The organism is Mucilaginibacter dorajii, assembly GCF_024808255.1.
GTDB lineage: Bacteria > Bacteroidota > Bacteroidia > Sphingobacteriales > Sphingobacteriaceae > Mucilaginibacter > Mucilaginibacter dorajii.
Genome location: NZ_JANTYS010000031.1, coordinates 1 through 21,696 on the forward strand (window position 1 = coordinate 1; position 21,696 = coordinate 21,696).

A 21,696-nucleotide genomic window follows, 5' to 3' on the forward strand; every position below is an offset into this window, starting at 1 on the left:
AAACAAATTAAACAATAAATAGATATTTGAATTTACAGCAATAAAACATTAGTAATAAAAAAGAGGCTGATCATGATTTATGATACAGCCTCTTTAGGTGAGGCTACCTCTTCGCGTTATCCAGCGCTTGTTGGTTTAGCCTTTCATACTCATCATCTTTGCTCGCTTTTGAAAGGGCAATGCCGGCTTCGGCGGCGGCAATGGCGCCGGCTTTATCGCCTTTGCGCAATAACAGGCGCGATTCCCAAAGTTTATACCAAGGACCTTTAGGTTCCATCTTTTCGGCCTCATAAACCCAGCCTAAGGCTTTGTCAACGTCTTTATTGTTTTCGTAATAGTATTGAATAGCGTTGAAGTAGTATGGCTTGCGGTCGCCCTTCATCAGCTCATCAATGTTTGCGGTGATTTTGGCATCATCGTCAGTTTCCATGTGGATCATGGCCGCGGTATGGTCCCAAACCAGGTACAGATCTGTTGATTTGGTGGTGGAGTTGGCAAAAGCCATGGTAAAGGTTTCACGCTTTTCGCTCACGCGAAGCGGCTTTATGGGAAAGCGCAAAAAATCCTCACTTTGCTTGTAGCTGTAGGCGCCCCATTGTTTAACAACTTTGTTGAGAATAACAGTCCATTCATTTTTTTCAGGAATAGTAAAAAGAGAGTAAGTACCAGCAGGAATGGGATTGCCTTCAATTTTTACTTTTTCAGAAAAGGTGATGGTAGTTGCGGAGTTGGCACCTGTGCGCCAAACTTCGCCCCAGGGAATAATACCGCCAAATATTTTGCGGTCTTTAACATTTGGGCGTGAGTAGGTGACGGTTATTTTACCCAGGCCAAAATCCTGGATAATGGTTTGTGTTGAACTGGCCTCAGGAATGCGCGGCACCTGGGCATAGCTTTTATAGCTACAACATGCCAATAGCACGGTAACTAACAGGAAGTAAGTTTTTCTCATATTATGTTTCAGACAACTAAGATACCAAATGTTTTTAATCGGGAATTATTGTGTTGGAGTGATAATATTGGTAAAAGTTTAATGGGGTGGTGTGGAATAAGTTGGATTGAGTTGATTAGGTGAGTGGTTGATTAGTAAGTTATGGCATAAGCTGCTGTAACTTTGCGGTTAATGCTTCGCCTCTGAGGTTGCGTGCTATAATGGTACCGTTTGAATCGATCAGGAAATTATTGGGGATTGCGTTTATGCCATAAATTAAAGCCGCTTTATTACTAAAGCTGTTTAAATCACTAACATTTTGCCAGCTTAATTTATCATCGGCAATTGCTTTAAGCCACGATGCCTTGTCGGTATCTAAGGATACGCCCAAAATAGCCAGGCCCTTATCCTTATATAAAGAATAAGCTTTTACCACTGCAGGGTTTTCTTGCCGGCACGGACCGCACCATGATGCCCAAAAATCTAACAGGATATATTTTGCTTTAATATCAGAAAGCTTTACCTGTTTTCCGGTTGCATCAAGCTGTTCAAAATCAACATATTTTGCGCCAACATCCACGTTTTTATTTAGCTTGATATAGGTTGCAATATCTAATCCGAAATGAGTTTTTTTCATTTCGGGGCTGAAGTTTTTAAACAATGCCGAAGTTGTTTCTTTGCCCCAGGTGGTTGCATATATGTTTAATAAATTAGCCGAAACGAGCGAACCTGGGTGTATTTTTATAAAGTTTATATCTGCTTGTTTCTCTTTTTCTTTAATGTTATCTAAATCTTTATTCAGTGCTGCCCGCTTAACAGAATCTTTCAGCGTTTCTAATACATTATTCAAGCTGTCTTCCTGTTGTGTAAGGGGTAATTTAGATGCTGTCAGTTGGTTATTATCATCTTGTACGGCAGAGCCTTTAATAAGGCCTTTTTTAAATTCACCTGCTTTTATACTAATGCTCATCTGTTTGTTTTCGAGCCAGAAAAAAACGTAATCGGTAAATCCGGCGTTATGCAAAATAACCTCCGCAGCTTTTTCAGTTATCTTACCCCTCATCCGGAATTTGTTGTTCATAACAATTGCAGAGTCTGCTTCCTTTTCAGCATTACCAATGCGCAGGTAGAGGTGGGTGCCATCCTTTATACCACTGGTTTTGCCGTTAAGCACATAGCCCTGGGCCGAGGCAGATACATAAACAAAAAACAGTAAGCAGGCAATTACAGCGGTTTTGGTGTATTTCATAATGTGATGTTGCTCAAATATAACTATTAAAGCGCTTATTTATTGCCATATTAAATACAGAGTGGTCCCAAAATCAGCTTTCAGCTGTCGCGAGTTTAGTACAGGGTAACTCGTGGTAGTAAAACAGATATGATCTGCCCAATACTTATTCCAAAAAGGCTAATATATACCCGTCCGGGTCGGCAATATAAAATTCGTTGCCGTAAGGCATCTGTCTCAAAGTCTGAACGATGATGACCTGCCTGCTTTTGATCGCTTCAAAAAGGTTATGAATACCTGATACTGAAAAGTAATATTCACATGTTCATTATCGTGCCTGCTTGTCCTTTCCTCGTTAGCCGGATAACCCGATTTTAGATGGATGCTGAAACCATCCCTGGTAATCCCGGCATAAAAATCTTCATAACGAAAATCAATTTCAAACCCCAGTTTCTGAGTATAGAAATCTATGGACTGTTCAAGATCGGCCACCACAAAAAGAGGACTCATGTTTTTGATCTTAGGATAAGCTGTTTGCATGCTGATAAGATATTAATGAAAATGATCGTCAGGCTTTTGGTCTGCCAAAAAATAAAACATAGCCATCGGCATCTGTTACTTCAAATCCGTGCAAACCGTCGCTGTTATCGTGAATGGGTTTTCTAAATATTACACCGGCCGAACTGAATTCTTCAAATAAGGTATCGGGCTCTTCAGTCGATACATACGCGTCCCAGGCGGCCCATTCATGCCGGGTAGGATTAGGGATGGGTTTTATATCGGGAGTAATAGCCTTTAGCATAATAGAAACCGGGCCGCGGCCTATCATCGCAAAATATTCATCACCTTCGGGGCCGATGTACAGCACTTTAAATCCAAGTTTACTAACATAAAAAGCCACCGAATCTTTTAAATTGGAAACAATAAAAAAAGGCGAAATGAAATTGAGCTTTGACATTGTATTACGTTTTGATGGTGAGGTAAGCGCCTAAACATTAATGTGTTGTTACAAATATCAGTGGTTCGAATAATTAAAGCAAATTAAAGCCTTAGACCAATAGTCAACACAATTTGTAACTGTGTTGACGTATAATTATAAGATCAAATAAAAGCTTTCTGCGGGAGCATGCTTAAAACTTACCTTACCAAACCCCTCTCTTAATCAACCCAATCAACTACTTACCAAATTACTACCTTTGCACCATGATTGATGTTGTATTAAATAAAGGCAAAGAGAAAGCTGTATTGCAAAGGCATCCCTGGGTATTTAGCGGGGCTATTGATAAGGTAAAAGGTAAACCCGCCAATGGCGATGTGGTGCGCCTGCTTAATGCAAAAGGCGATTTTATGGCCTATGGTTTTTACAACGCCCAATCGCGCGTGGCTTTGCGCCTGCTGGAGTGGGAAGAAGCTGTTGAAATTAATGACGACTGGTTTCGTGCCAAATTAGCTACAGCGGTTAAAAGCCGTGCCAACGTTTTAGCCAATGGAACCAATACCTGTCGCCTGGTTTTTAGCGAAGCCGATTACCTGCCGGGATTGATTGTTGATAAATACGCAGGACATTTAGCCGTACAGGTGCTTACATCGGGGATGGAACGCATGATGCCGGTTATTATCGACGAGCTTCAAAAGCTGCTGAACCCCGAAAGCATATCGGATAAAAGTGATGCGGCTTCCCGTGCCCACGAAGGCATGACCGAAACCGAAAACAAGGTATTGGCCGGCAGTGCCCCACCCGAAATTGTGGAGGTAATGGAAAACGGTGTTGTTTACGGCATCAACATCACCGAAGGTCAAAAATCAGGCTTTTATTGCGATCAGCGGGATAACCGCCATGTGGTTGCCACTTACGCCAAAGGCAAAAAAGTATTGGATTGCTTTTGCTATACCGGCGGTTTTACGCTAAACAGCTTAAAAGACGGAGCCACATCGGTAACCAGTGTGGATAGCTCGGCATTGGCTATTGAGACATTGAAAGAAAACATCCTGTTAAATAAACTTGATGCCGGTAAACATACCGCCATCAAATCGGATGTAAACGCGCAATTGCGCAAGTTTAGGGATGACGGCGAAAAGTTTGATATCATTGTGCTCGATCCGCCTAAATACGCCCCATCACGCTCGGCTTTAACCAGGGCATCCCGCGCTTATAAAGATCTCAATCGTTTGGGTATGCTACTACTTAACGAAGGAGGCCTACTGGCCACCTATTCCTGCTCGGGCGCTATGGATATGGAAACCTTTAAACAGGTAATAGCCTGGGCGGCCCTTGATGCCGGCAAACAGGTGCAGTTCATCTACCAATTCCACCAACCCGAAGATCACCCGGTAAGGGCATCGTTCCCCGAGGGAGAGTATTTGAAGGGACTTTTGTGCAGGGTATTTTAAGGGTTTTTTAGATTATGGAACAAGGAATAAAGACAGCTACAGGAAATATGGAGTTCCCGTCATTGCGAGGAGGCACGACGAAGCAATGACGGGTTTTATATGTCATTTCCTCCTCCAAAGTCCCCGGATTTAAAAACTCGTAATGACGATTCAATTATGTACCCTAAATTAACCCCCAAAAGTCTTAACTCTTGATTCTAACCTCTTGACTCTTCCCTTACTCTGTTCGCAAACTCTTGATAGGGTTAACACTCGCTGCCCTGATAGATTCATAGCTAACCGTTAGCCAGGCAATGCTTAAAGCAGTTGCCGATGCTATGAAAAATATGAGCCAGCTTACATCTATATGATAGGCAAAGGTAGTTAGCCAGCTGTTTACAGCATACCAGGAAACCGGCACTGCAATACATATAGCTACCAGGATTAGCCTGGTTATGCCCGATGATAATAAATAAACCAGGTTGAAAACCGATGCGCCCAATACCTTGCGTACCCCAACTTCTTTGGTACGCTGCTCGGCTACGAAGGCCGATAAACCATACAGGCCAAGGCAGGAGATAAAAATACCGATGGCGGCAAACAGTTTAAAAATATTACCCATCTGCTGCTCGCCCCGATACTGTTTATCAAGTTGCTGGTCTACAAATCCAAAGCTGAACGGATAACCCGGGTTAAGCTGCTTGCTTATTTTTTCCAAAGCCTTGATGGTTGCGGTGGTAGTACCGGTTTTTGTGCGGATAACTACGGTGCCGCCTCCGGTACTCAGGCGAAAGATTAACGGCTCGATGGCTGACTGTACGGGTTTAAAATTAAAATCTTTTACTACGCCAATAATTGTGCTTTGGGTATTGCGCCCAAATTTTACCTGCTTACCTATTGCAGCCCGGGCATTTGGTATGCCCATCAGCTTCAGCATTTTTTCGTTAACAACACAGTCGTTGGAATCGGTAGTAATTGATTCTGAAAAAAAACGACCTGTTGTCAGCTTGATCTTAAGTAAATTAAGAAAATTCTCACTTACATTTAATATCGGGATCGGGTCGGTTAAAATGCGTGGGTCTTTGCCGGGCCATGACACCATTGCCCCTGCTTCAAGGTTTACAGGTAGTTCGCTGGTAATAGCAAAGTCGCTGGTGAGCGGATTCCGTTTTAACTCGTTTCTTAACACCGATTCTTTGTTCTGCATATCATCGTCCATATCCATATACAAAAGACTGGCCTTGTTAAAACCGGGGTTTCTATCTTTAATATATTTAAGCTGCTTGTAAATAACCACTGTACCTACCAGCAATACCACCGAAACCACAAACTGGGTAACCACCAGGCTATGGCGAAAAAGCAAATTGCCGCCCATTGATTTTACATTGCCCTTAAGCACTTTAACAGGGTTAAAGCCCGATAGGAACAAAGCCGGGTAACTGCCAGATATTACCCCGGTTAATAAGGCAATACCCAAAAGGCTTAACCAAAGCTTTGCATCGGTTAAATTAACGCTGAGCTGTTTGCCGGCCAGGTCATTAAACACCGGCAGGAATAAAACCACTATCCAAAGGGCAAGAAATAAGGATAAAAAAGCAATGAAGACCGATTCGCTCAGAAATTGGAAAATAAGCTGGATCCGCTGAGCTCCCGCCACTTTTCGTAACCCAATTTCTTTGGCCCTGCGCGCCGAACGCGCGGTTGCCAGGTTCATGAAATTGATACAGGCTACCGCAAGTATCAGGATAGCCACAATTAAAAAGATTTTTACATAAAGAGCGTTGCCATGTCCCGGCGAATCCACCTGCGCTGCGGGTGACAGGTGGATTTGGGTCATGGGCTGAAGGCGAAACGCACTTTTTACCTCCGGCTCCTGTTTATGATAGATCTGTGATACCTGTTTTTCCAGCTTCGATAGATTGGCCGCGGTGGGCTCATAGTTTTTATCTAACTGAATGTAAGTGTAAAAAAATGGAGCCGCCCATTGTAAGCGTTCCAACTTGGGTATTGCTTTAAATAAAGCGGCCATGGGCATAATAAAGTCGAACTGTAAATGCGAATTTACGGGGGGATTGGCCAATACGCCCGTTACAACTACCTGGTCGGTGTGATCTTGTTTTAAAAACTTCCCGATAGGGTTTTGGTTACCAAAGTATTTTTTTGCTGTAGCCTCGGTTATTAACACGCCATTTACCTGTTTTAATGCCGTGGCCCTATCGCCCTTTTCCAGGCTAAATGAAAATACATCCAGGAAATTCGGGTCGACAAAAAGCACCCTGTTTTCTACAAATTTTTTATTGTCTGCTTCAAATAGGTGGGTGTTGCCCAGGGCATCTACCCGGGTGGTATTTTTAACCGCCGGTATTTGCGCTTTTAGCGCGGCGGCCATTCCTGTTGGGGAACCCGCGAGTGTAATGCCGTCGGTATCCCAGGCTAAACGGTATAGCTGCGGCGCGTTTTTATGAAATTGATCATAACTTAATTCTCCCTGTACCCAAAGCAATATCAGGATGCTTGATGCCAGGCCAATGGCTAAGCCCGATATGTTGATAATGGAATAGGCTTTGTCCTTAATCAAATTCCGGTAGGCCAGTTTAATGTAAGTTCTGATCATGGTGATGTTGGTTTTAAAGCGGGTTGTTAATGTTGGTTTAGGTTTTTGCCATTGGCTGTTTGATATGCCAATATATTGATTTCGACGGGTTTCTGCATATCCTATCCGGGCCATTATCTTCGCCAGAAGCCTGTGGGCATCTGCCCTGGATATTTGTTCATCTGCCGACCATTCTGCAAACAATAGTTGTAAAACATGTATCGCATCCGGGTTTTCTTTTAACAGGGCATCCAGCTCCTGTATTTCTTCGGCAGTAGCTTCACCTGTTATCTTTTTAACCGCCAGGGTAAGGATATGGTCTTGAGTATCCATTTTGATTAACCAGGGTTGTTTGTTTTAAAGTATTGTAACAGATATTGTTATGCTTATTTTAAAACCCGTGCCATATAATTAATATGTTGATAATTAGCAGGTTGGGATATGTGCTTCGGTTGGGATGTTCGAAAACGTTACAACAGGTGTGCGGTTTTGTTGATGATAAGCTTATGGTTCAGGGATTTAATCGTTGTGATAATATTTAATCCTAAAAATTAAGAGCCTGTTTAAAAAGGAAACCCGGCTAAACTCCTGAAGCTGATGTACTATGCATTACCTTGTTACTGTTCCACCGGAACGGGTGGAACGCTTTGGAACGCATTTCTGTTAGTAATCAACAAGTTACGATTTTTTTTAAATAAATTCCATGGAACGCTTTTCTATCTCACTATCAGTTATTTAGCTCGATTTTAGAAAAAAACTCCTGTAAACTCAATTTAGGACTAAAATAAAGTGTAGACTTTTTTCAGGACGATACACTCCCGAATTTGACTGATTGAGCGCTGAATATTCACCCTCATGGATCATATAAAATATTCTTAAAAGAAATTCAAACGGGCTCTAATACAGTTAAATCAAATAGATATGTTCATTTAGGGGGGAGTTATCTTTCGCGTTGCCTCAAGTGCTATGGTTTCCTAAAATCCACACAAAAAGGTCATTTTGTGATATTTCGGGTCGATTAGTGTAATTGGAGTTTATTTGGTGGCGATAAAGAATTAAATTTGCGGCTGCAAACAATCATTCTTTTGGACAGAAAACTGATAATAGGAACACGAGGCAGCGAATTAGCGCTGTGGCAGGCTAATTTTGTAAAAGACAGCCTTGCTGCCATCAATATTACCGCCGAACTAAAGATCATAAAGACCCAGGGCGACCGCATCCTCAACCTAAGCTTCGATAAGCTGGAAGGTAAGGGTTTCTTTACCAAAGAATTAGAAGAAGAACTGATAGCCGGCACTATTGACCTTGCGGTACACTCGCATAAAGACCTGCCAACCGAAAACCCTCCGGGACTCATCATCGCAGCAGTTTCAGAACGGGAAGACCCTTCTGAACTGTTGTTGATATTGAAGGATTGTGTGGATGTACACCAAAAGCTTTCCGTTAAATACGGCGCCACTGTGGGTACATCATCAAACAGGCGCAAAGCTCAGCTGCTTGCCTACCGCCCCGACCTGGAGATAGCAGAATTACGTGGCAATGTACCTACCCGCATAGGCAAACTGCGTGATGAAAAATATGATGCCATTATGCTGGCTAAAGCTGGCGTAAGCCGTTTAGGGATTGACCTGAGCGAGTTTCATGTAGAGGAATTAACCCCCGCCGAGCTGATCCCTGCACCTGCACAGGGCGCTTTGGCCATCCAGATCCGCGAAACAGATCAGGAGCTTTTTGAAGCCCTGCAAGCCCTGCACCACGCCAACGTTGCCGAGGAATTAGCTGTCGAGCGCACCGTATTGAAGTTATTTGGAGGTGGTTGTCACCTGCCTTTGGGCTGCTATTGCCGTAAGGAAGATGATCTGTTCCAGGTGTTTACATCCAAGGCCGATGAGGGTGACGACTTCCCCGACAGGGTGTTTATAGAAGCACCAACTACCGAAGGATTGGCGCACAAAGTTGTAGCCATGTTTGATACTAACCGCAAACTGGCCCAAAGCGTGTTCATTACCCGCGATCTTTCGGAACAAAGCTATTTTCGTAAGGCGTTAGAGAAACATAATATTGCGATAGACGCCCGCTCACTGATCCGCACGGTACCCGTAATAAACAAGCTTGATCCATATATTTTAAGAGATATCAACTGGGTTTTCTTCAGTAGTAAGAATGCTGTTGAATATTTCTTCGCATTAAAACCCCAATTGTCCCCCAAAGTAAAATTTGGTGTGATGGGCACGGGATCTGAAGATACCTTGCGCCGCAATGGTCACTTTGCTGCCTATGTTGGCGAAAGTGGCGATACTACTGAGGTTGCTGCCGATTTTGCCGCGATAGCTAACGGCTCAAAGGTACTGTTCCCCGGTGCCGAAGGCTCTTTACGCAGCATACAACAGGGCTTATCTGCCGAAACTAAAATAATTGATCTTACGGTTTATGAAACTGTGCTTGAGGAGGATGTAGAAGGTACCGGTGCAGATATATTGGTATTTACCAGCCCCTCAAATGTAGAAGCTTATTTCCAGGATAATTTACTGGAGCCCAATCAGCAGGTAATTGCCATTGGTAAATCAACCGGCAAAAAATTTGATGAAATGGGAACCAGGTATACACTTCCCTACTCGCCAGATGAAGTTGGCTTAGCCGAAGCAGTTTTTGGAACAACTTGTTTGACTAACAGGTGCTAAAAAACAAATGTTGCCCATAACCATCGGTTACGGGCAACATCATCAAAGTTAATGTTTTACGTATTTCACTATCAACCTGGGATGCCTTGTGGCGTCATCATAATAGCTTGAGCAAAATATCCGGCTGGTATACAGTACTTCTTTTTGAACAGATAGCTTAAATCCGTAATTGACATTGCCGCTTACCATGGCGCTTACCATATCTTTTACGTTAATATTCATATTCAAAAAAGGCTGATCGGTACTCGGCAACACAACCTGGTTGGTGGTTAAGCCTGCCGGCTGGTTAAACCAGTTCACGGTTGTTTTATCCCAATCGGTAGCTACCTGCTGCACCACAAAGGAATTGTCGGCACCCGAATTTGCATTTATCAGATCGCCGTTTTTAGGTATAGTATCTGAATATAAATGGAGTTCGGCAGATATGATGGTTGCATTCGCGGGAACGCTGCTCAAGTCAAATTTCAATAAATTACGGGTTGTGATTGGTAAAGAGTTGATGGTCCAGGCGCAAAGCGGTTCTTCTATGGATGTACGGTTAGTGGCATCCTGTCCGTTGTACACCGCGATATTGATTTCATAAGGGTTATGGTTTGGCGAAAGATCAAGCGTTGTAACATTCGCCGCCTTTACCGTTACACCAACCGTATCAACGCCGGTAAGGCCATCTTTATCAATAATCATGAACTGAAACTGATATTTTCCTTCAATAAGATGTTTTGCTGTTGCTGATGCAGAGGCTTCATTCACAATAGATGCCTCTGCAGGTCCCGAAATCTGGCTCCATAAATAACCCACTACCACGTCGGCGGTATTACCACTTTTACCGGTTAGTTGTATCGAATCCTGTGGTAAGGTAATGGTTACATCTGCTTCAGCCTGGGCCAAAACCTTTGGGATAGTAGTTGTTTGAGTAGTAGTTGAGGCTACCGGTGCTAAATCTGCTTTTTTGCATGCACTTAGCATGGCCAAAAACGCCAGCGCGATTAGTAGCGGGAATCTAAAGGTTTTCATTGCTTATCAGACAGTTAGGTAGTATAAATGTAAGCAATGTTTTGAAATTTCAAATACTCTTGTAAAATCATCTTTACGCCATAAATTACCTTTAAGGATTTTAAAGAGCCCATAATTGTATGCGTTTATATAAATTTGCGTTCATTAGGGCCCGAAAGTAATTACTGGTGCCTGAGCATCGAACATAAAATGTTACAAAGACCTCGTAGAAACCGAAAAAGTGAAGTTATACGCCAGATGGTGCAGGAAACACACGTTAGCGCGGCTAACCTGATATTCCCGCTGTTTATTATTGATGGTGTGAACCAGAAAAGTGAAGTGGCTTCCATGCCCGGTATTTACCGGTACTCTATTGATAATTTACTGCGCGAGATTGAAAGCTGCCTTAAGCTGGGCTTATACTCTTTTGATCTGTTTCCTAATATCGATGAGGCTTTAAAAGATGCCATGGCTACCGAAAGCTACCGCCAGGAAAGCCTTTATCTGCGTGCTATCCGTGAAGTTAAAAAGAACTTTCCTGAGGCTTGTGTTGTTACTGATGTGGCAATGGATCCCTACAGCAGCGACGGTCATGACGGTATTGTTAAAGACGGCATGATCCTGAACGACGAAACGCTGGAGGTGCTGGGTAAAATGGCTTTAGCGCATGCGCAATGCGGTGCCGATATCATAGCACCATCAGATATGATGGATGGGAGGGTTGGATATATTCGTAAGGTTTTAGATGATAATGGCTTTACCAACGTTTCTATCATGTCGTACTCGGCCAAATATGCCAGTGCTTTTTATGGTCCGTTCAGGGATGCTTTAAATTCAGCTCCTAAATTTGGCGATAAAAAAACATACCAGATGAACCCGGCTAACCAGCGCGAAGCACTAATTGAGGCTAACCTGGATGAATTGGAAGGAGCCGATTTTTTAATGGTAAAACCCGCTTTACCTTACTTAGATGTAATAAAGCTGATAAAAGATAATACCGAATTACCTGTTGCTGCTTACAACGTTAGCGGCGAGTATGCTATGATCAAAGCAGCAATACAACGCGGCTGGCTTAACGAGCAGCGTGCCATTACCGAGGTGCTTACCAGCATCCGCAGGGCCGGCGCAACTGCGATATTAACGTATCATGCTAAAGAGGTTTTGGAAAATAAATGGCTTTAGTAATAAATTCTAAACTCTAATTTCTAAACCCTAACAAAAGGGGGGAAATAGAGTCAGAATGTAAAAAAGCAAGTTTTAAACTTTAGAATTTAGAGATTAGAATTTAGGATTTAAAAAATTAGAGTTTAAAAATTAGGATTTAGAGTTTCAAAAATGTTAGATTCAATTAAAAAGATGTTTTCGGGCGAGGCTAATGAGCCGGTGAATACTACTGGCAAGCCTGATATCAGCAGGGAAAAATCTGCGGAGTTATATGCCAAAGCTAAAACGTACTTTCCTGGAGGAGTAAACTCGCCGGTAAGGGCGTTTAAATCTGTTTACGGTACACCTTTGTTTATTCAAAAAGGCGATGGCAGCCATATTTGGGATGCTGATGGTAACGAGTTTATTGACTACTGCTGCTCATGGGGCCCACTAATCCTGGGCCACAACAACGCCAAGGTTAAAGAGAAAGTGATTGAGGTGATGCAAAATGGCATGTCCTTCGGTGCTCCAACCGCCTTAGAGAACGAACTGGCCGAGCTGATCCTGAAAAACAATAAATTTATTGAAAAACTGCGTTTTGTAAGCTCGGGTACCGAGGCGGTAATGTCGGCCATCAGGCTGGCACGTGGCTATACCAAACGTGATAAGATCCTGAAATTTGAAGGCTGTTATCACGGGCACACAGATGCCTTACTGGTAAAAGCAGGCTCTGGCCTGGTTACTTTTGGCGAAACCTCATCCGCGGGCGTACCAAAGGCTTTCGCCGATGAAACCATCGTGGTGTCACTGAACGATAAAGAAGCGCTTACAAAGGCTTTTGAAGACTTTAAAGATCAAATCGCGGCTATCATCATTGAACCTATCCCGGCTAATAACGGTTTACTATTACAGGAAAAAGAATACCTGCAATTTTTGCGCGATATATGCACAAAAAACGGCACGCTGCTGATCTTTGACGAAGTGATCTCGGGTTTTCGCGTTGGCTTTGAAGGCGCAGCTGGTTACTATCAGATCAAGCCTGATATCATCACCTATGGTAAGATCATTGGTGGTGGGTTGCCGGTTGGCTGCTACGGCGCATCGGCAGAAATTATGGGTAATGTATCACCGGATGGTGGCGTTTACCAGGCGGGCACTTTATCTGGTAACCCGGTAGCCATGGCAGCAGGCATAGCTCAGTTAAGTGAGCTTTTACGCATGGGCTTTTACCGCGACCTGAATAACAAGAGAGAGGAATTTACCGAAGCCATTCAGCGTTTTGCTACGGCCCGTAATTATAAATTTAAGGTGTTTGGTATCGGGTCGATATTCTGGTTTGCTTTTACAGATAAAGAGTATATTCGTAAAGCCGAAGATATTGATGCTTCAAGTATGGAGAAATTTAAAAAGTTTCACCGCGAACTGATAAACCGGGGTATTTACCTTGGTCCATCAGGTTATGAGGTTGGTTTTATATCATCGGCCCATACCAAAATTGATTTGGAAAAAACAAAACGGGCTATATTTGATAGTCTTGATTTAGTGTTTAACGGGAAGTAGTTTGCAGTTAACAGTAGGCAGTTTGCAGTTAAAGCAGACTAACAACGCCCGCTGCGAACTGCAAACTGCCCACAGCAAACTGAAACTAAAATGAAAAAAACATTTGTAATATTTTACGCGCTGATCATCTACGCTGTTGCGGAGCTGATTTGGTGGGGGTATATGCTGGTTTCGTTGCAGCCAAGGCGTACCGGGATGATCATGGGCGAAGGCGCTATGTTTGTTGCGGTATTTGTGATAGGTGCCTATAACCTGCATAAATCATTTAACCGGCAGCAAAAATTATCTGAGCAAAAAAAGAACTTTTTGCTTTCGGTAACACATGAGCTCAAATCGCCCCTGGCCTCAATTAAAATATTACTGCAAACCATTCAAAAACGCAATTTAACCAGGGAACAGATCCTTGATTTTATTGATAAATCGTTGAACGATGTAGAACGTTTGGATGATATGGTTGAAAATATGCTGTTGGCATCAAAAATTGAAAACCGCTCATACAGCTTCCCTAAAGCAAGTTTTAACTTATCGGTTTTGGTTGATAGCATTGTTAACCGCCTGCAAATTACCAAGTGCGATTGCAACCAGCAGATCATCGACGCCGAAATTGAACCGAAAATTGAGATCACCGGCGATAAATTTGCCCTTACATCGGTAGTAACCAACCTTATCGAAAACGCGGTGAAATACTCAAACCCATGCTCGGCAGTAGCAGTTAAGCTATTTTCAAAAGATGATAAGGTTTACCTGGAAGTGGCCGATCAGGGCATAGGCATTGCCGATCATGAAAAAGCCCGTATTTTTGACCGTTTTTACCGTGTTGGCAGCGAGGAAACCCGTAATACCAAAGGTACCGGTTTGGGCCTGTATATAGTAAAAGAGGTGCTGGATAAGCACCATGCCAGCATTAAGGTGAAAGACAACCGCCCCGCAGGCAGTATTTTTGAAGTTGTATTTGGATTAACCTAAATTATAAGTGATGCTTAACAAAAAAAGAATTTTATTGGCCGAAGACGAAGAACATTTGTTGGAAGCCATCAAGCTTAACCTTGAGCTGGAAGGTTATAAAGTTTCTACAGCAAAAAATGGTAAAAAAGCTTTACAGTTATTCAAAGAAGAGCGTTTTAACCTGGTTATATTAGATGTAATGATGCCCGAGATTGATGGCTTTGTGGTTGCAGAAACCATCAGGCTTGAAAACACCGAGGTGCCTATTATGTTCCTTACTGCCAAAAACACTAACGAAGATAAAATTGCCGGCCTTAAAAAAGGTGCAGACGATTACTTGACTAAGCCGTTTAACCTGGAAGAACTAATTTTAAGGGTGAATAACCTGGTAAAACGCAGTTTGAAAGGCGATGACCTGAAAGAGTTTAACAGTTACAAAATAGGTGAAAAAACCATTCACTTTAACTCGTTTGAGTTAGTTAATGAGGATGGATCAATCACCGCCCTTACCAAAAAGGAAACCATGCTGCTTAAATTGCTAATTGAGCGCAGGAACGACGCCGTATCGCGTGAGCAGATCCTGGAAACCGTATGGAACTATGATGTGTATCCGTCAACCCGTACCATCGATAACTTTATTCTTACCTTTCGTAAGTATTTTGAACCAGATCCTAAAAACCCGGTTTATTTTCACTCTATCCGCGGCGTAGGTTATAAATTCACCGATAATTTGCATTAATGTTCAGTAACCAGGTGCGCATATTTATTGCATTTGTTTTCCTGCTGTCGTTAGGCTTGTTGCTATATCTACGTATTTATGAGCTGGCAGCAGTAGCGGTGTTGATGATCATTTTATTGATCTGGGATTATTTTAAACAAGGCACCCTGGTTGTTGCGGCCAAATATTTTCATAATAAAGATTTTGTTAAGGCCGAGAAATCACTGAACGAAATAAGCAATCCAAAATGGCTCAGCAAAAAACGCCGTGGGTTCTACGAGTTTATATACGGCGGTATCTGCATACAAAAACAGGATTTTGAAGCAGCGGAACAACATTATGAAATGGCGGCGCAATATCCGTTACGCAATTTAAACGATCACGTGGCAGCCTTGGTAACCGTAGCCAACATCAGCATAAGGCGCGGTAACTATGAAAAAGCGCAAGCCTATTTACAGCTTACCGAAAAGCATACTGATAAAATTACAGCCAAAATGAAGGATGTGATCAACAAACTTCACAAGGAGATTAAAAAAAAATAGGGTTGAAGAATCAAGAGTCAAGAATCAAGAGTCAAGACAAAAATGCATGGCGCAGATGTTTTCACTCTTGATTCTTGACTCTTGACTCTTGACTCTCTTCAAAAAGATATGAGAGATTCGTTATTAATAAAGGCAGCTTTTTCCGAAAAAACAGAACGACCGCCGGTATGGATGATGCGCCAGGCTGGCCGTTTCATGAAAGAATACTGGGACATTAAAAACAAGTATTCCTTTTTGGAAATGTGCAAAACACCAGAGCTTGCTGCTGATGTTACCATGCTGCCTGTTAATTTATTAGGGATAGATGGTGCCATTCTGTTCTCAGATATATTGGTTACCGGTGAAGCCATGGGTGGCGATTTAAGCTTTAACGCAGGCGTAGGCCCTAAATTTGCCAATCCCGTGCGTACCCAAAAAGATATTGATAACCTGCAAACCGACGTGATTGACAGGTTACAGTATGTTGCTGATGCTATTAAAGTTATTCAACAACGTTTAAATGGCAGTATTCCGCTAATTGGTTTTGCAGGCGCGCCATTTACCGTGATGAGCTACCTGGTGGAAGGTGGATCATCAAAAGATTTTAAATTAACCAAGCTGATGCTGCACAATGAGCCGGAAATGGCCCATCAGCTGTTATCAAAAATTGCTACGGTTACGGCAGACTACCTGAACCTGCAAATTGAAGCGGGTGTAAACGCAGTACAGATCTTTGATAGCTGGGCGCAGGCCTTGGCCTGGGATGATTATAAAGAATTTAGCCATTACTACATTCAGCAGATCATCAGTAAGCTTAACCGTAAAGATATCCCGGTTATCTCTTTCTGTAAAGGCAGCTCGGTTTTTGCACCGTTGATGGCCGAAGCTAAGCCGGATGTAATATCGATAGATTGGAATGTGGATCTGTTGGATATCAAAAAACGTTTACCTGCCGGCATAGCTGTACAGGGAAACCTTGATCCGCATATCCTTTACGCCGATAAAAAAGTAATTAAAGACCGCATTTACCGCCTGTTCGACCGCATGAAGGACGAACCCGGTTTCATCTTCAACCTGGGCCACGGCATTATGCCCGATATCCCGTTTGATAACGTGAAGTATGCGGTAGAAATTATTAAGGAATACAAGAATTAAAACCCAATATGTCATTGCGAGGAACGAAGCAATCCCGTAGCTGTGCATCATTCACCTGCAAGGTTGCAATTGCTTCGTTCCATGTAATATATAGTTTAAGCATATGTACGATTACGTAAAAGCGATACACATTATTTTCGTAGTCTGCTGGATGGCGGGGTTGTTTTACAGCGTACGCCTTTTTATATACCATACAGAGGCGCAGGACAAACCAGAGTCAGATCGTACCATACTTTCAAAGCAATTCGAAATCATTGAGCGAAAACTATGGAATATTATAGCCACGCCGTCAATGTACCTCACTATTGCCGCAGGTATCACAATGCTCATTTTGAAACCAATTTGGCTTCAATTTGGATGGATGCATATTAAACTCACTTTTGTTGTAGTATTAATTGCGTACCATTTCGTTTGTCAAAACAAAATAAAGCAAATGCGTAATGGGATTTTCAAATGGACCTCAATGCAGTTGCGCCTTTGGAATGAACTCGCAACTATAATCCTCTTTGCCATAGTGTTCCTGGTGGTACTAAAAAGTGCGTTGAACTGGATTTTCGGCGTTGTTGGCTTGGTGGCACTTTCGGTTATACTGATGATAGCCGTGAAGATTTATAAACGGTTTAGAGAGCGGAAGTAAGTTTCCTTATTCGTTAAAACTCATTACTTTTAATGATGAATGTTGGGCTATAAATTGGAAATCTCTGTCATCATTCAATAAAACAAGCTTATTGTTTATCGCATAAATTGCAATTAGACAATCGTTTGGCTTACGAATGGTTACTCCTTTTTTTCGCAAACTTCGGTATAGGTCTGCGGCTTTAACGGCTACATCATAAGGATCTTCGTAAATCTTAGTTAAATTATCAAAATGAGATTTTACAATGCGTTCGCTGTTATCAGATGTTAAACCTTGTAAAACCTTCTGAACTATAGTTGGACAAGTTGCTATTACAATATTGGCCAAATTATTCTTTAGAAATTTACTGGATTCGGTTTCGATACCTTTAAAAAAGTTGATCCATACCGAAGTATCAACTAAAACAATTTCCCTATTCAAAAGCTTTATCGTCTATTTCAACCTTGCCCCATAGATGAGCAAGTTTCTGTTGATTTTCAATGGTCACATACAACTTTAAAGCTTCTTCAATTATACCTTTTTTGGTTTTGATATTGCTTAATTTTTGGGCTTTAGCCATTAAATCATCATCTATTTCAATATTAGTCCTCATGTGTATGATTTTTAATAAAGGTACACATTTTTAAATTGAATATTTATTTTATTTCTTTCACCAATTCTCCGGCCTGCATCACCAGCCTAACTTTCTTCAGCACTTTTATATCCTCAACAGGATTCCCGCTTACTGCAACCAAATCGGCAAGATAACCTACTTTAATATTCCCCAAATCCTTCAATCCAAAAACAGTGGCATTTACAGATGTTGCAGAGCGTAGCACATCTAATGGTTTCATGCCGTATTCGGTCATTAGGATCATTTCCTGGGCATTATCGCCATGGGCGAATACACCAACATCGCCGCCCATGCAAATGGTAACACCAGCTTTCATCGCCTCCGTAAAAATGTAATGCTTTTGTTTGATGCCGGCAGGATCCGGGTCGATGCCTTTTTTCCAGCCCTTGTAACTCAATATCGATTCTGTGGCGTTAATGGTTGGGCAAAGGGCTATGCCTTTTTCTTTCATCAGCTTAAACAATTCAGGCGTGCCGCCATCGCCATGTTCAATAGTGGTAACACCTGCCGCAATGGCGCGGCGCATGCCTTCGGTAGTAGAAGAATGTACCGCTACCATGCGACCGCTACTTTTGGCCACCTGCACAGCTACTTTCAATTCTTCCTCTGTAAAGGTAGGCGCGGCGGTATTATTCAAGCCCCAGCGGTAATCCACATAAATTTTAATTACATCGGCACCATGCCCAATTTGTGAGCGCACTACCCGGGTAATGCCGTCTATGCCATCGGCTTCCTCGCCTCCTTTAATGATCTCGGCTTCGGCAACATCACTTTTAGGGCCGTAGCTGCCGGTAGCCACAATAGCCCGGGTTGCCACCAACATTCGTGGGCCGGGAATTACGCCTTTATTGATCGCCTGTTTCAATCCCACATCATCATAAGCCGCGCCCTCGGTACCCAGGTCGCGCACGGTGGTAAAGCCTGCCATTAAGGTTGCGCGGGCGTGGTTAACGGCGCGGGCGGTGCGTTCGGCCCGGCTTTCGGTTTGTACCTGGTCATTCCAGGTGGTTTCATTGTATGGATGTAAAAATAAGTGCGAATGACCTTCTATCAATCCCGGCATTAAGGTGCTGCCTGCCAGATTGACCACCTTTACATTCGATGGAAATTTTATGGTTGATGGTTCGCCCGCGGCCTCGATATGATCACCCTTAATCAATACCCACCAGCCGGTGTGCATTTGCCCGCCATCAAAAACACGATCGGGTTTAAGCAAAATATAGCTTTCGGGGTTGCTTGTTTGGGTAAAAGCAGATAGCCAAAACAGCAAGAATGCTATGGCTGGTATTAATTTCTTCATTGTAAATAAAGATAGCTTACTTTATAGCCAATTAATACTACTGCAGAGTTTTAATAAATATTTTACATTACATGCAACCATTAACCACCATTTACCATCTTGCTCATAAATGATGTTTTTGGAACCTAAATATACACTTGAACAATTGGTTGATCGCTGCAGGGAGGGCGAACGCAAAGCACAGGAGCTGTTATACAAACAGCTTGCCGGCAAAATGCTGGCAGTGTGCATGCGCTATGCTACCGATAGGATGGAAGCCGAAGACATGTTGCAAAACGGTTTCATCAAAGTATTTGGCAAAATTGCTGATTACCGGGGCGATGGTTCATTTGAAGGTTGGGTAAGGCGCATTATGGTACATAGCTCAATTGAGTATTACCGCAAACATCATAAAATGATGCAGATTGTTGATATGGATGATGCCGGTGCCGAACCATCTGTGAACCCTGTAGCAGCGGCCAATATGGATGCCAAGGTGTTGATGGGGTTTATTCAACAACTATCGCCAGGTTACCGTATGGTATTTAACTTATACGCTTTAGAAGGATACGCGCACAAAGAAATTGCCGAAATAATGGGCATCAGCGAAGGGGCATCAAAATCGCAGCTATCAAGGGCGAGAACAATATTAAAAGAACAAATTGCTAAAATGGAGGGCAAAAGTTATGGATATGCAGGATAAAGAGCTGGACAAACTATTTCAATCGGCATTGGACGATTATGAGATAGAGCCATCTGCAAAAGTGTGGGAAGGGATTACCGAAACCTTGGACGAAGGTAAACGGAGAAGGATGTGGATTCCCTTCCTTGGCGTTGCAGCAGGTATAGTATTACTGGTAACCGCCGGGCTTTTATTTATGCCGAAGGAAGAAGTTGTGGTTAAGCCTAAAAGTAACGCGATTGCCAAAGTTACGGTGCCGGTTAAGACCCCATCAGTTATAAAGTTTGCGCCGGTTGCACCGGCTATTATCCAGCAAAACAAAAATAGCCGGGGTGCAGTTATAGCACAGGTTAACCCTTTGGCAGCAACAAGAGTTAATAAAGTACGTCAAGCGGCATCACAAGTTAAGGATGATAAAAGTATCGCTATAAAACAAAACGAGCAGCCGGTTTTAGCTTCGGCCAACGTGAGCAAAGAGGTAATTAAAGCGGTTGTGCCGGATACAGTAACCCCAATAATGGCTAAGCAGATAGTTGACGAAGCGCCGGTTTTCGCAAGCATTAAACCCTTGGTAGTACCAGCGCAGGCAGCGGCGACAAGACCGACAGCACCTGTTAAAAAACACAAGATCCGTAGTTTAGGTGATGTGTTTAATGTGATGATTGCCGCGGTTGATAAACGTAAAGACAAGATCATTGAATTTAGCAACACCGATGAAGACGATGCTACCATTACAGGTGTAAACCTGGGCATTGTTAAAATAAAGAAAGAAAAATAATATAGATAGAACAGAATTATACCCACAGGAATATGAAACGCTTAATTTTTACAGCAATGTTATGCATTGCAGCAAGCTACGGCTTTGCTCAAACTACCGACTCGACCAAAACCACTACCGATACTGTTGTTACCAAAAAAGGACTAAAAATAAGGTTTGGTCTTGGTAATGATGCCCCATATGTATCCACTTACGATACTACAACCACAATTACTCATTCAAAGGCACCGGGTTTTTCTTTTGGTATCACCTTTTCGAGGATCGATTTGGGTTTTGCTACCCTGCTTGATCATGGCAGCTTTACCTTATCGCCCAAAAATCAGTTCCTGAGTTATCGCCAGGCAAAAACGGCCAACTTTGGTTTTGATGTGGTACAATTTGGTTACCGTTTTAACAGTGCCTTCAAGATCTACGTTGCCGGTGGTTTCGACTGGACTAATATCCGCCTTCGCAAGGATATCACCATACAACGTAACGCACCGGTGCTTACTTATACTCAGGATAGTATCCATTACAGTAAAAACCGCTTCTCATCAAGCTACCTGCGCATTCCATTGGCGTTTTATTACCGTAGCCATGAGGATAGCCGCGGCAACTACTTCCGCCTGGTGGCTGGTCCGGAGTTTGGCATATTGCTTAACGGCAGGGTAAAACAGATCAGCGAGGAAAATGGCAAGCAAAAATTTGATGACGATTACCACTTTGCCAAACTACGCAAAGGGATATTTATCCGCATGGGATACGGTATTATGGGTATCTATGCCAAATACTACTTCAACGATATGTTTGAAAATAGTCCAGATCAGCAGGGTTTAAAGAACTTTAGCTTTGGGTTAACGCTGGGATTCTGATGCACACTAATTTCA

General features: G+C 42.7%; 21 protein-coding genes. 12 read left to right on the top strand and 9 right to left on the bottom strand.

Features of this window, described 5'->3' with window-relative positions; all coding sequences use genetic code 11:
* Positions 1 to 103: 103 nt before the first annotated feature.
* From FHS10_RS26385 to FHS10_RS26400, 4 genes are all read right to left on the bottom strand, one after another.
* Complete coding sequence (locus FHS10_RS26385; protein ID WP_259096945.1) at positions 104 to 952, bottom strand: DUF2911 domain-containing protein; 849 nt, start codon at positions 950 to 952, stop codon at positions 104 to 106.
* A gap of 139 nt (positions 953 to 1,091) precedes the next feature.
* Complete coding sequence (locus FHS10_RS26390) at positions 1,092 to 2,180, bottom strand: TlpA disulfide reductase family protein (protein ID WP_259096946.1); 1,089 nt, start codon at positions 2,178 to 2,180, stop codon at positions 1,092 to 1,094.
* A 216-nt stretch (positions 2,181 to 2,396) separates the two neighbouring features.
* Complete coding sequence (locus FHS10_RS26395; protein ID WP_259096947.1) at positions 2,397 to 2,699, bottom strand: VOC family protein; 303 nt, start codon at positions 2,697 to 2,699, stop codon at positions 2,397 to 2,399.
* Between the two features lie 28 nt (positions 2,700 to 2,727).
* Complete coding sequence (locus FHS10_RS26400; protein ID WP_259096949.1) at positions 2,728 to 3,117, bottom strand: VOC family protein; 390 nt, start codon at positions 3,115 to 3,117, stop codon at positions 2,728 to 2,730.
* A 245-nt stretch (positions 3,118 to 3,362) separates the two neighbouring features.
* On the opposite strand from FHS10_RS26400, the gene FHS10_RS26405 reads away from it, so the two are divergent.
* Positions 3,363 to 4,550 carry a class I SAM-dependent rRNA methyltransferase gene (locus tag FHS10_RS26405; RefSeq protein ID WP_259096951.1) on the top strand — a complete coding sequence of 396 codons (1,188 nt, stop codon included), beginning with the start codon at positions 3,363 to 3,365 and terminating at the stop codon, positions 4,548 to 4,550.
* 217 nt (positions 4,551 to 4,767) lie between these two features.
* On the opposite strand, the gene FHS10_RS26410 is transcribed toward FHS10_RS26405, so the two are convergent.
* On the bottom strand, positions 4,768 to 7,455 hold the full coding sequence (locus FHS10_RS26410; protein ID WP_259096953.1) for an ABC transporter permease: 2,688 nt from the start codon (positions 7,453 to 7,455) through the stop codon (positions 4,768 to 4,770).
* A gap of 752 nt (positions 7,456 to 8,207) precedes the next feature.
* On the opposite strand from FHS10_RS26410, the gene hemC reads away from it, so the two are divergent.
* Positions 8,208 to 9,803, top strand: coding sequence for a hydroxymethylbilane synthase (hemC, locus tag FHS10_RS26415; RefSeq protein WP_259096955.1), 1,596 nt, complete (start codon positions 8,208 to 8,210; stop codon positions 9,801 to 9,803).
* 48 nt (positions 9,804 to 9,851) lie between these two features.
* On the opposite strand, the gene FHS10_RS26420 is transcribed toward hemC, so the two are convergent.
* Positions 9,852 to 10,817: a DNRLRE domain-containing protein gene (locus tag FHS10_RS26420; RefSeq protein ID WP_259096956.1), complete on the bottom strand. Its 966-nt coding sequence runs from the start codon at positions 10,815 to 10,817 to the stop codon at positions 9,852 to 9,854.
* 189 nt (positions 10,818 to 11,006) lie between these two features.
* Here FHS10_RS26420 and hemB point away from each other — a divergent pair, with 189 nt between their 5' ends.
* The 7 genes from hemB (at position 11,007) to hemJ (ending at position 17,478) form a co-directional block, all read left to right on the top strand.
* Positions 11,007 to 11,978, top strand: coding sequence for a porphobilinogen synthase (gene hemB / locus FHS10_RS26425; protein ID WP_259096958.1), 972 nt, complete (start codon positions 11,007 to 11,009; stop codon positions 11,976 to 11,978).
* 153 nt (positions 11,979 to 12,131) lie between these two features.
* Positions 12,132 to 13,502, top strand: coding sequence for a glutamate-1-semialdehyde 2,1-aminomutase (hemL, locus tag FHS10_RS26430; RefSeq protein WP_259096960.1), 1,371 nt, complete (start codon positions 12,132 to 12,134; stop codon positions 13,500 to 13,502).
* 90 nt (positions 13,503 to 13,592) lie between these two features.
* Positions 13,593 to 14,468, top strand: a complete 876-nt coding sequence (locus FHS10_RS26435; RefSeq protein ID WP_259096962.1) for a sensor histidine kinase — start codon at positions 13,593 to 13,595, stop codon at positions 14,466 to 14,468.
* A 10-nt stretch (positions 14,469 to 14,478) separates the two neighbouring features.
* Positions 14,479 to 15,186 carry a response regulator transcription factor gene (locus tag FHS10_RS26440; protein ID WP_259096964.1) on the top strand — a complete coding sequence of 236 codons (708 nt, stop codon included), beginning with the start codon at positions 14,479 to 14,481 and terminating at the stop codon, positions 15,184 to 15,186.
* On the top strand, positions 15,186 to 15,707 hold the full coding sequence (locus FHS10_RS26445) for a SusR-related protein (RefSeq protein WP_259096966.1): 522 nt from the start codon (positions 15,186 to 15,188) through the stop codon (positions 15,705 to 15,707). Before FHS10_RS26440 ends, FHS10_RS26445 begins: the two co-directional genes overlap by 1 nt.
* A gap of 108 nt (positions 15,708 to 15,815) precedes the next feature.
* Positions 15,816 to 16,841 carry a uroporphyrinogen decarboxylase gene (gene hemE, locus FHS10_RS26450; protein ID WP_259096968.1) on the top strand — a complete coding sequence of 342 codons (1,026 nt, stop codon included), beginning with the start codon at positions 15,816 to 15,818 and terminating at the stop codon, positions 16,839 to 16,841.
* Positions 16,842 to 16,944: 103 nt separating this feature from the next.
* Entirely contained in the window at positions 16,945 to 17,478 is a 534-nt protein-coding gene (hemJ, locus tag FHS10_RS26455; protein ID WP_259096970.1) for a protoporphyrinogen oxidase HemJ, read from the top strand.
* 6 nt (positions 17,479 to 17,484) lie between these two features.
* On the opposite strand, the gene vapC is transcribed toward hemJ, so the two are convergent.
* The 3 genes from vapC to FHS10_RS26470 are packed head-to-tail and all read right to left on the bottom strand — an operon-like array spanning position 17,485 to position 19,391.
* Positions 17,485 to 17,898, bottom strand: a complete 414-nt coding sequence (gene vapC, locus FHS10_RS26460) for a type II toxin-antitoxin system VapC family toxin (RefSeq protein ID WP_259096971.1) — start codon at positions 17,896 to 17,898, stop codon at positions 17,485 to 17,487.
* Entirely contained in the window at positions 17,891 to 18,070 is a 180-nt protein-coding gene (locus FHS10_RS26465) for a type II toxin-antitoxin system VapB family antitoxin (protein ID WP_259096973.1), read from the bottom strand. Before FHS10_RS26465 ends, vapC begins: the two co-directional genes overlap by 8 nt.
* A gap of 43 nt (positions 18,071 to 18,113) precedes the next feature.
* Entirely contained in the window at positions 18,114 to 19,391 is a 1,278-nt protein-coding gene (locus FHS10_RS26470; protein WP_259096975.1) for a metal-dependent hydrolase family protein, read from the bottom strand.
* A gap of 109 nt (positions 19,392 to 19,500) precedes the next feature.
* Here FHS10_RS26470 and FHS10_RS26475 point away from each other — a divergent pair, with 109 nt between their 5' ends.
* Genes FHS10_RS26475 through FHS10_RS26485 form a run of 3 tightly spaced genes read left to right on the top strand, consistent with a single transcriptional unit; the run spans position 19,501 to position 21,681 of the window.
* The gene (locus FHS10_RS26475; protein ID WP_310504205.1) at positions 19,501 to 20,073 is read left to right on the top strand and encodes an RNA polymerase sigma factor; all 573 of its coding nucleotides are present in this window, start codon (positions 19,501 to 19,503) and stop codon (positions 20,071 to 20,073) included.
* The gene (locus FHS10_RS26480) at positions 20,057 to 20,830 is read left to right on the top strand and encodes a hypothetical protein (protein ID WP_259096977.1); all 774 of its coding nucleotides are present in this window, start codon (positions 20,057 to 20,059) and stop codon (positions 20,828 to 20,830) included. Before FHS10_RS26475 ends, FHS10_RS26480 begins: the two co-directional genes overlap by 17 nt.
* A 32-nt stretch (positions 20,831 to 20,862) precedes the next feature.
* Positions 20,863 to 21,681: an outer membrane beta-barrel protein gene (locus FHS10_RS26485; RefSeq protein ID WP_259096979.1), complete on the top strand. Its 819-nt coding sequence runs from the start codon at positions 20,863 to 20,865 to the stop codon at positions 21,679 to 21,681.
* Positions 21,682 to 21,696: the final 15 nt, after the last annotated feature.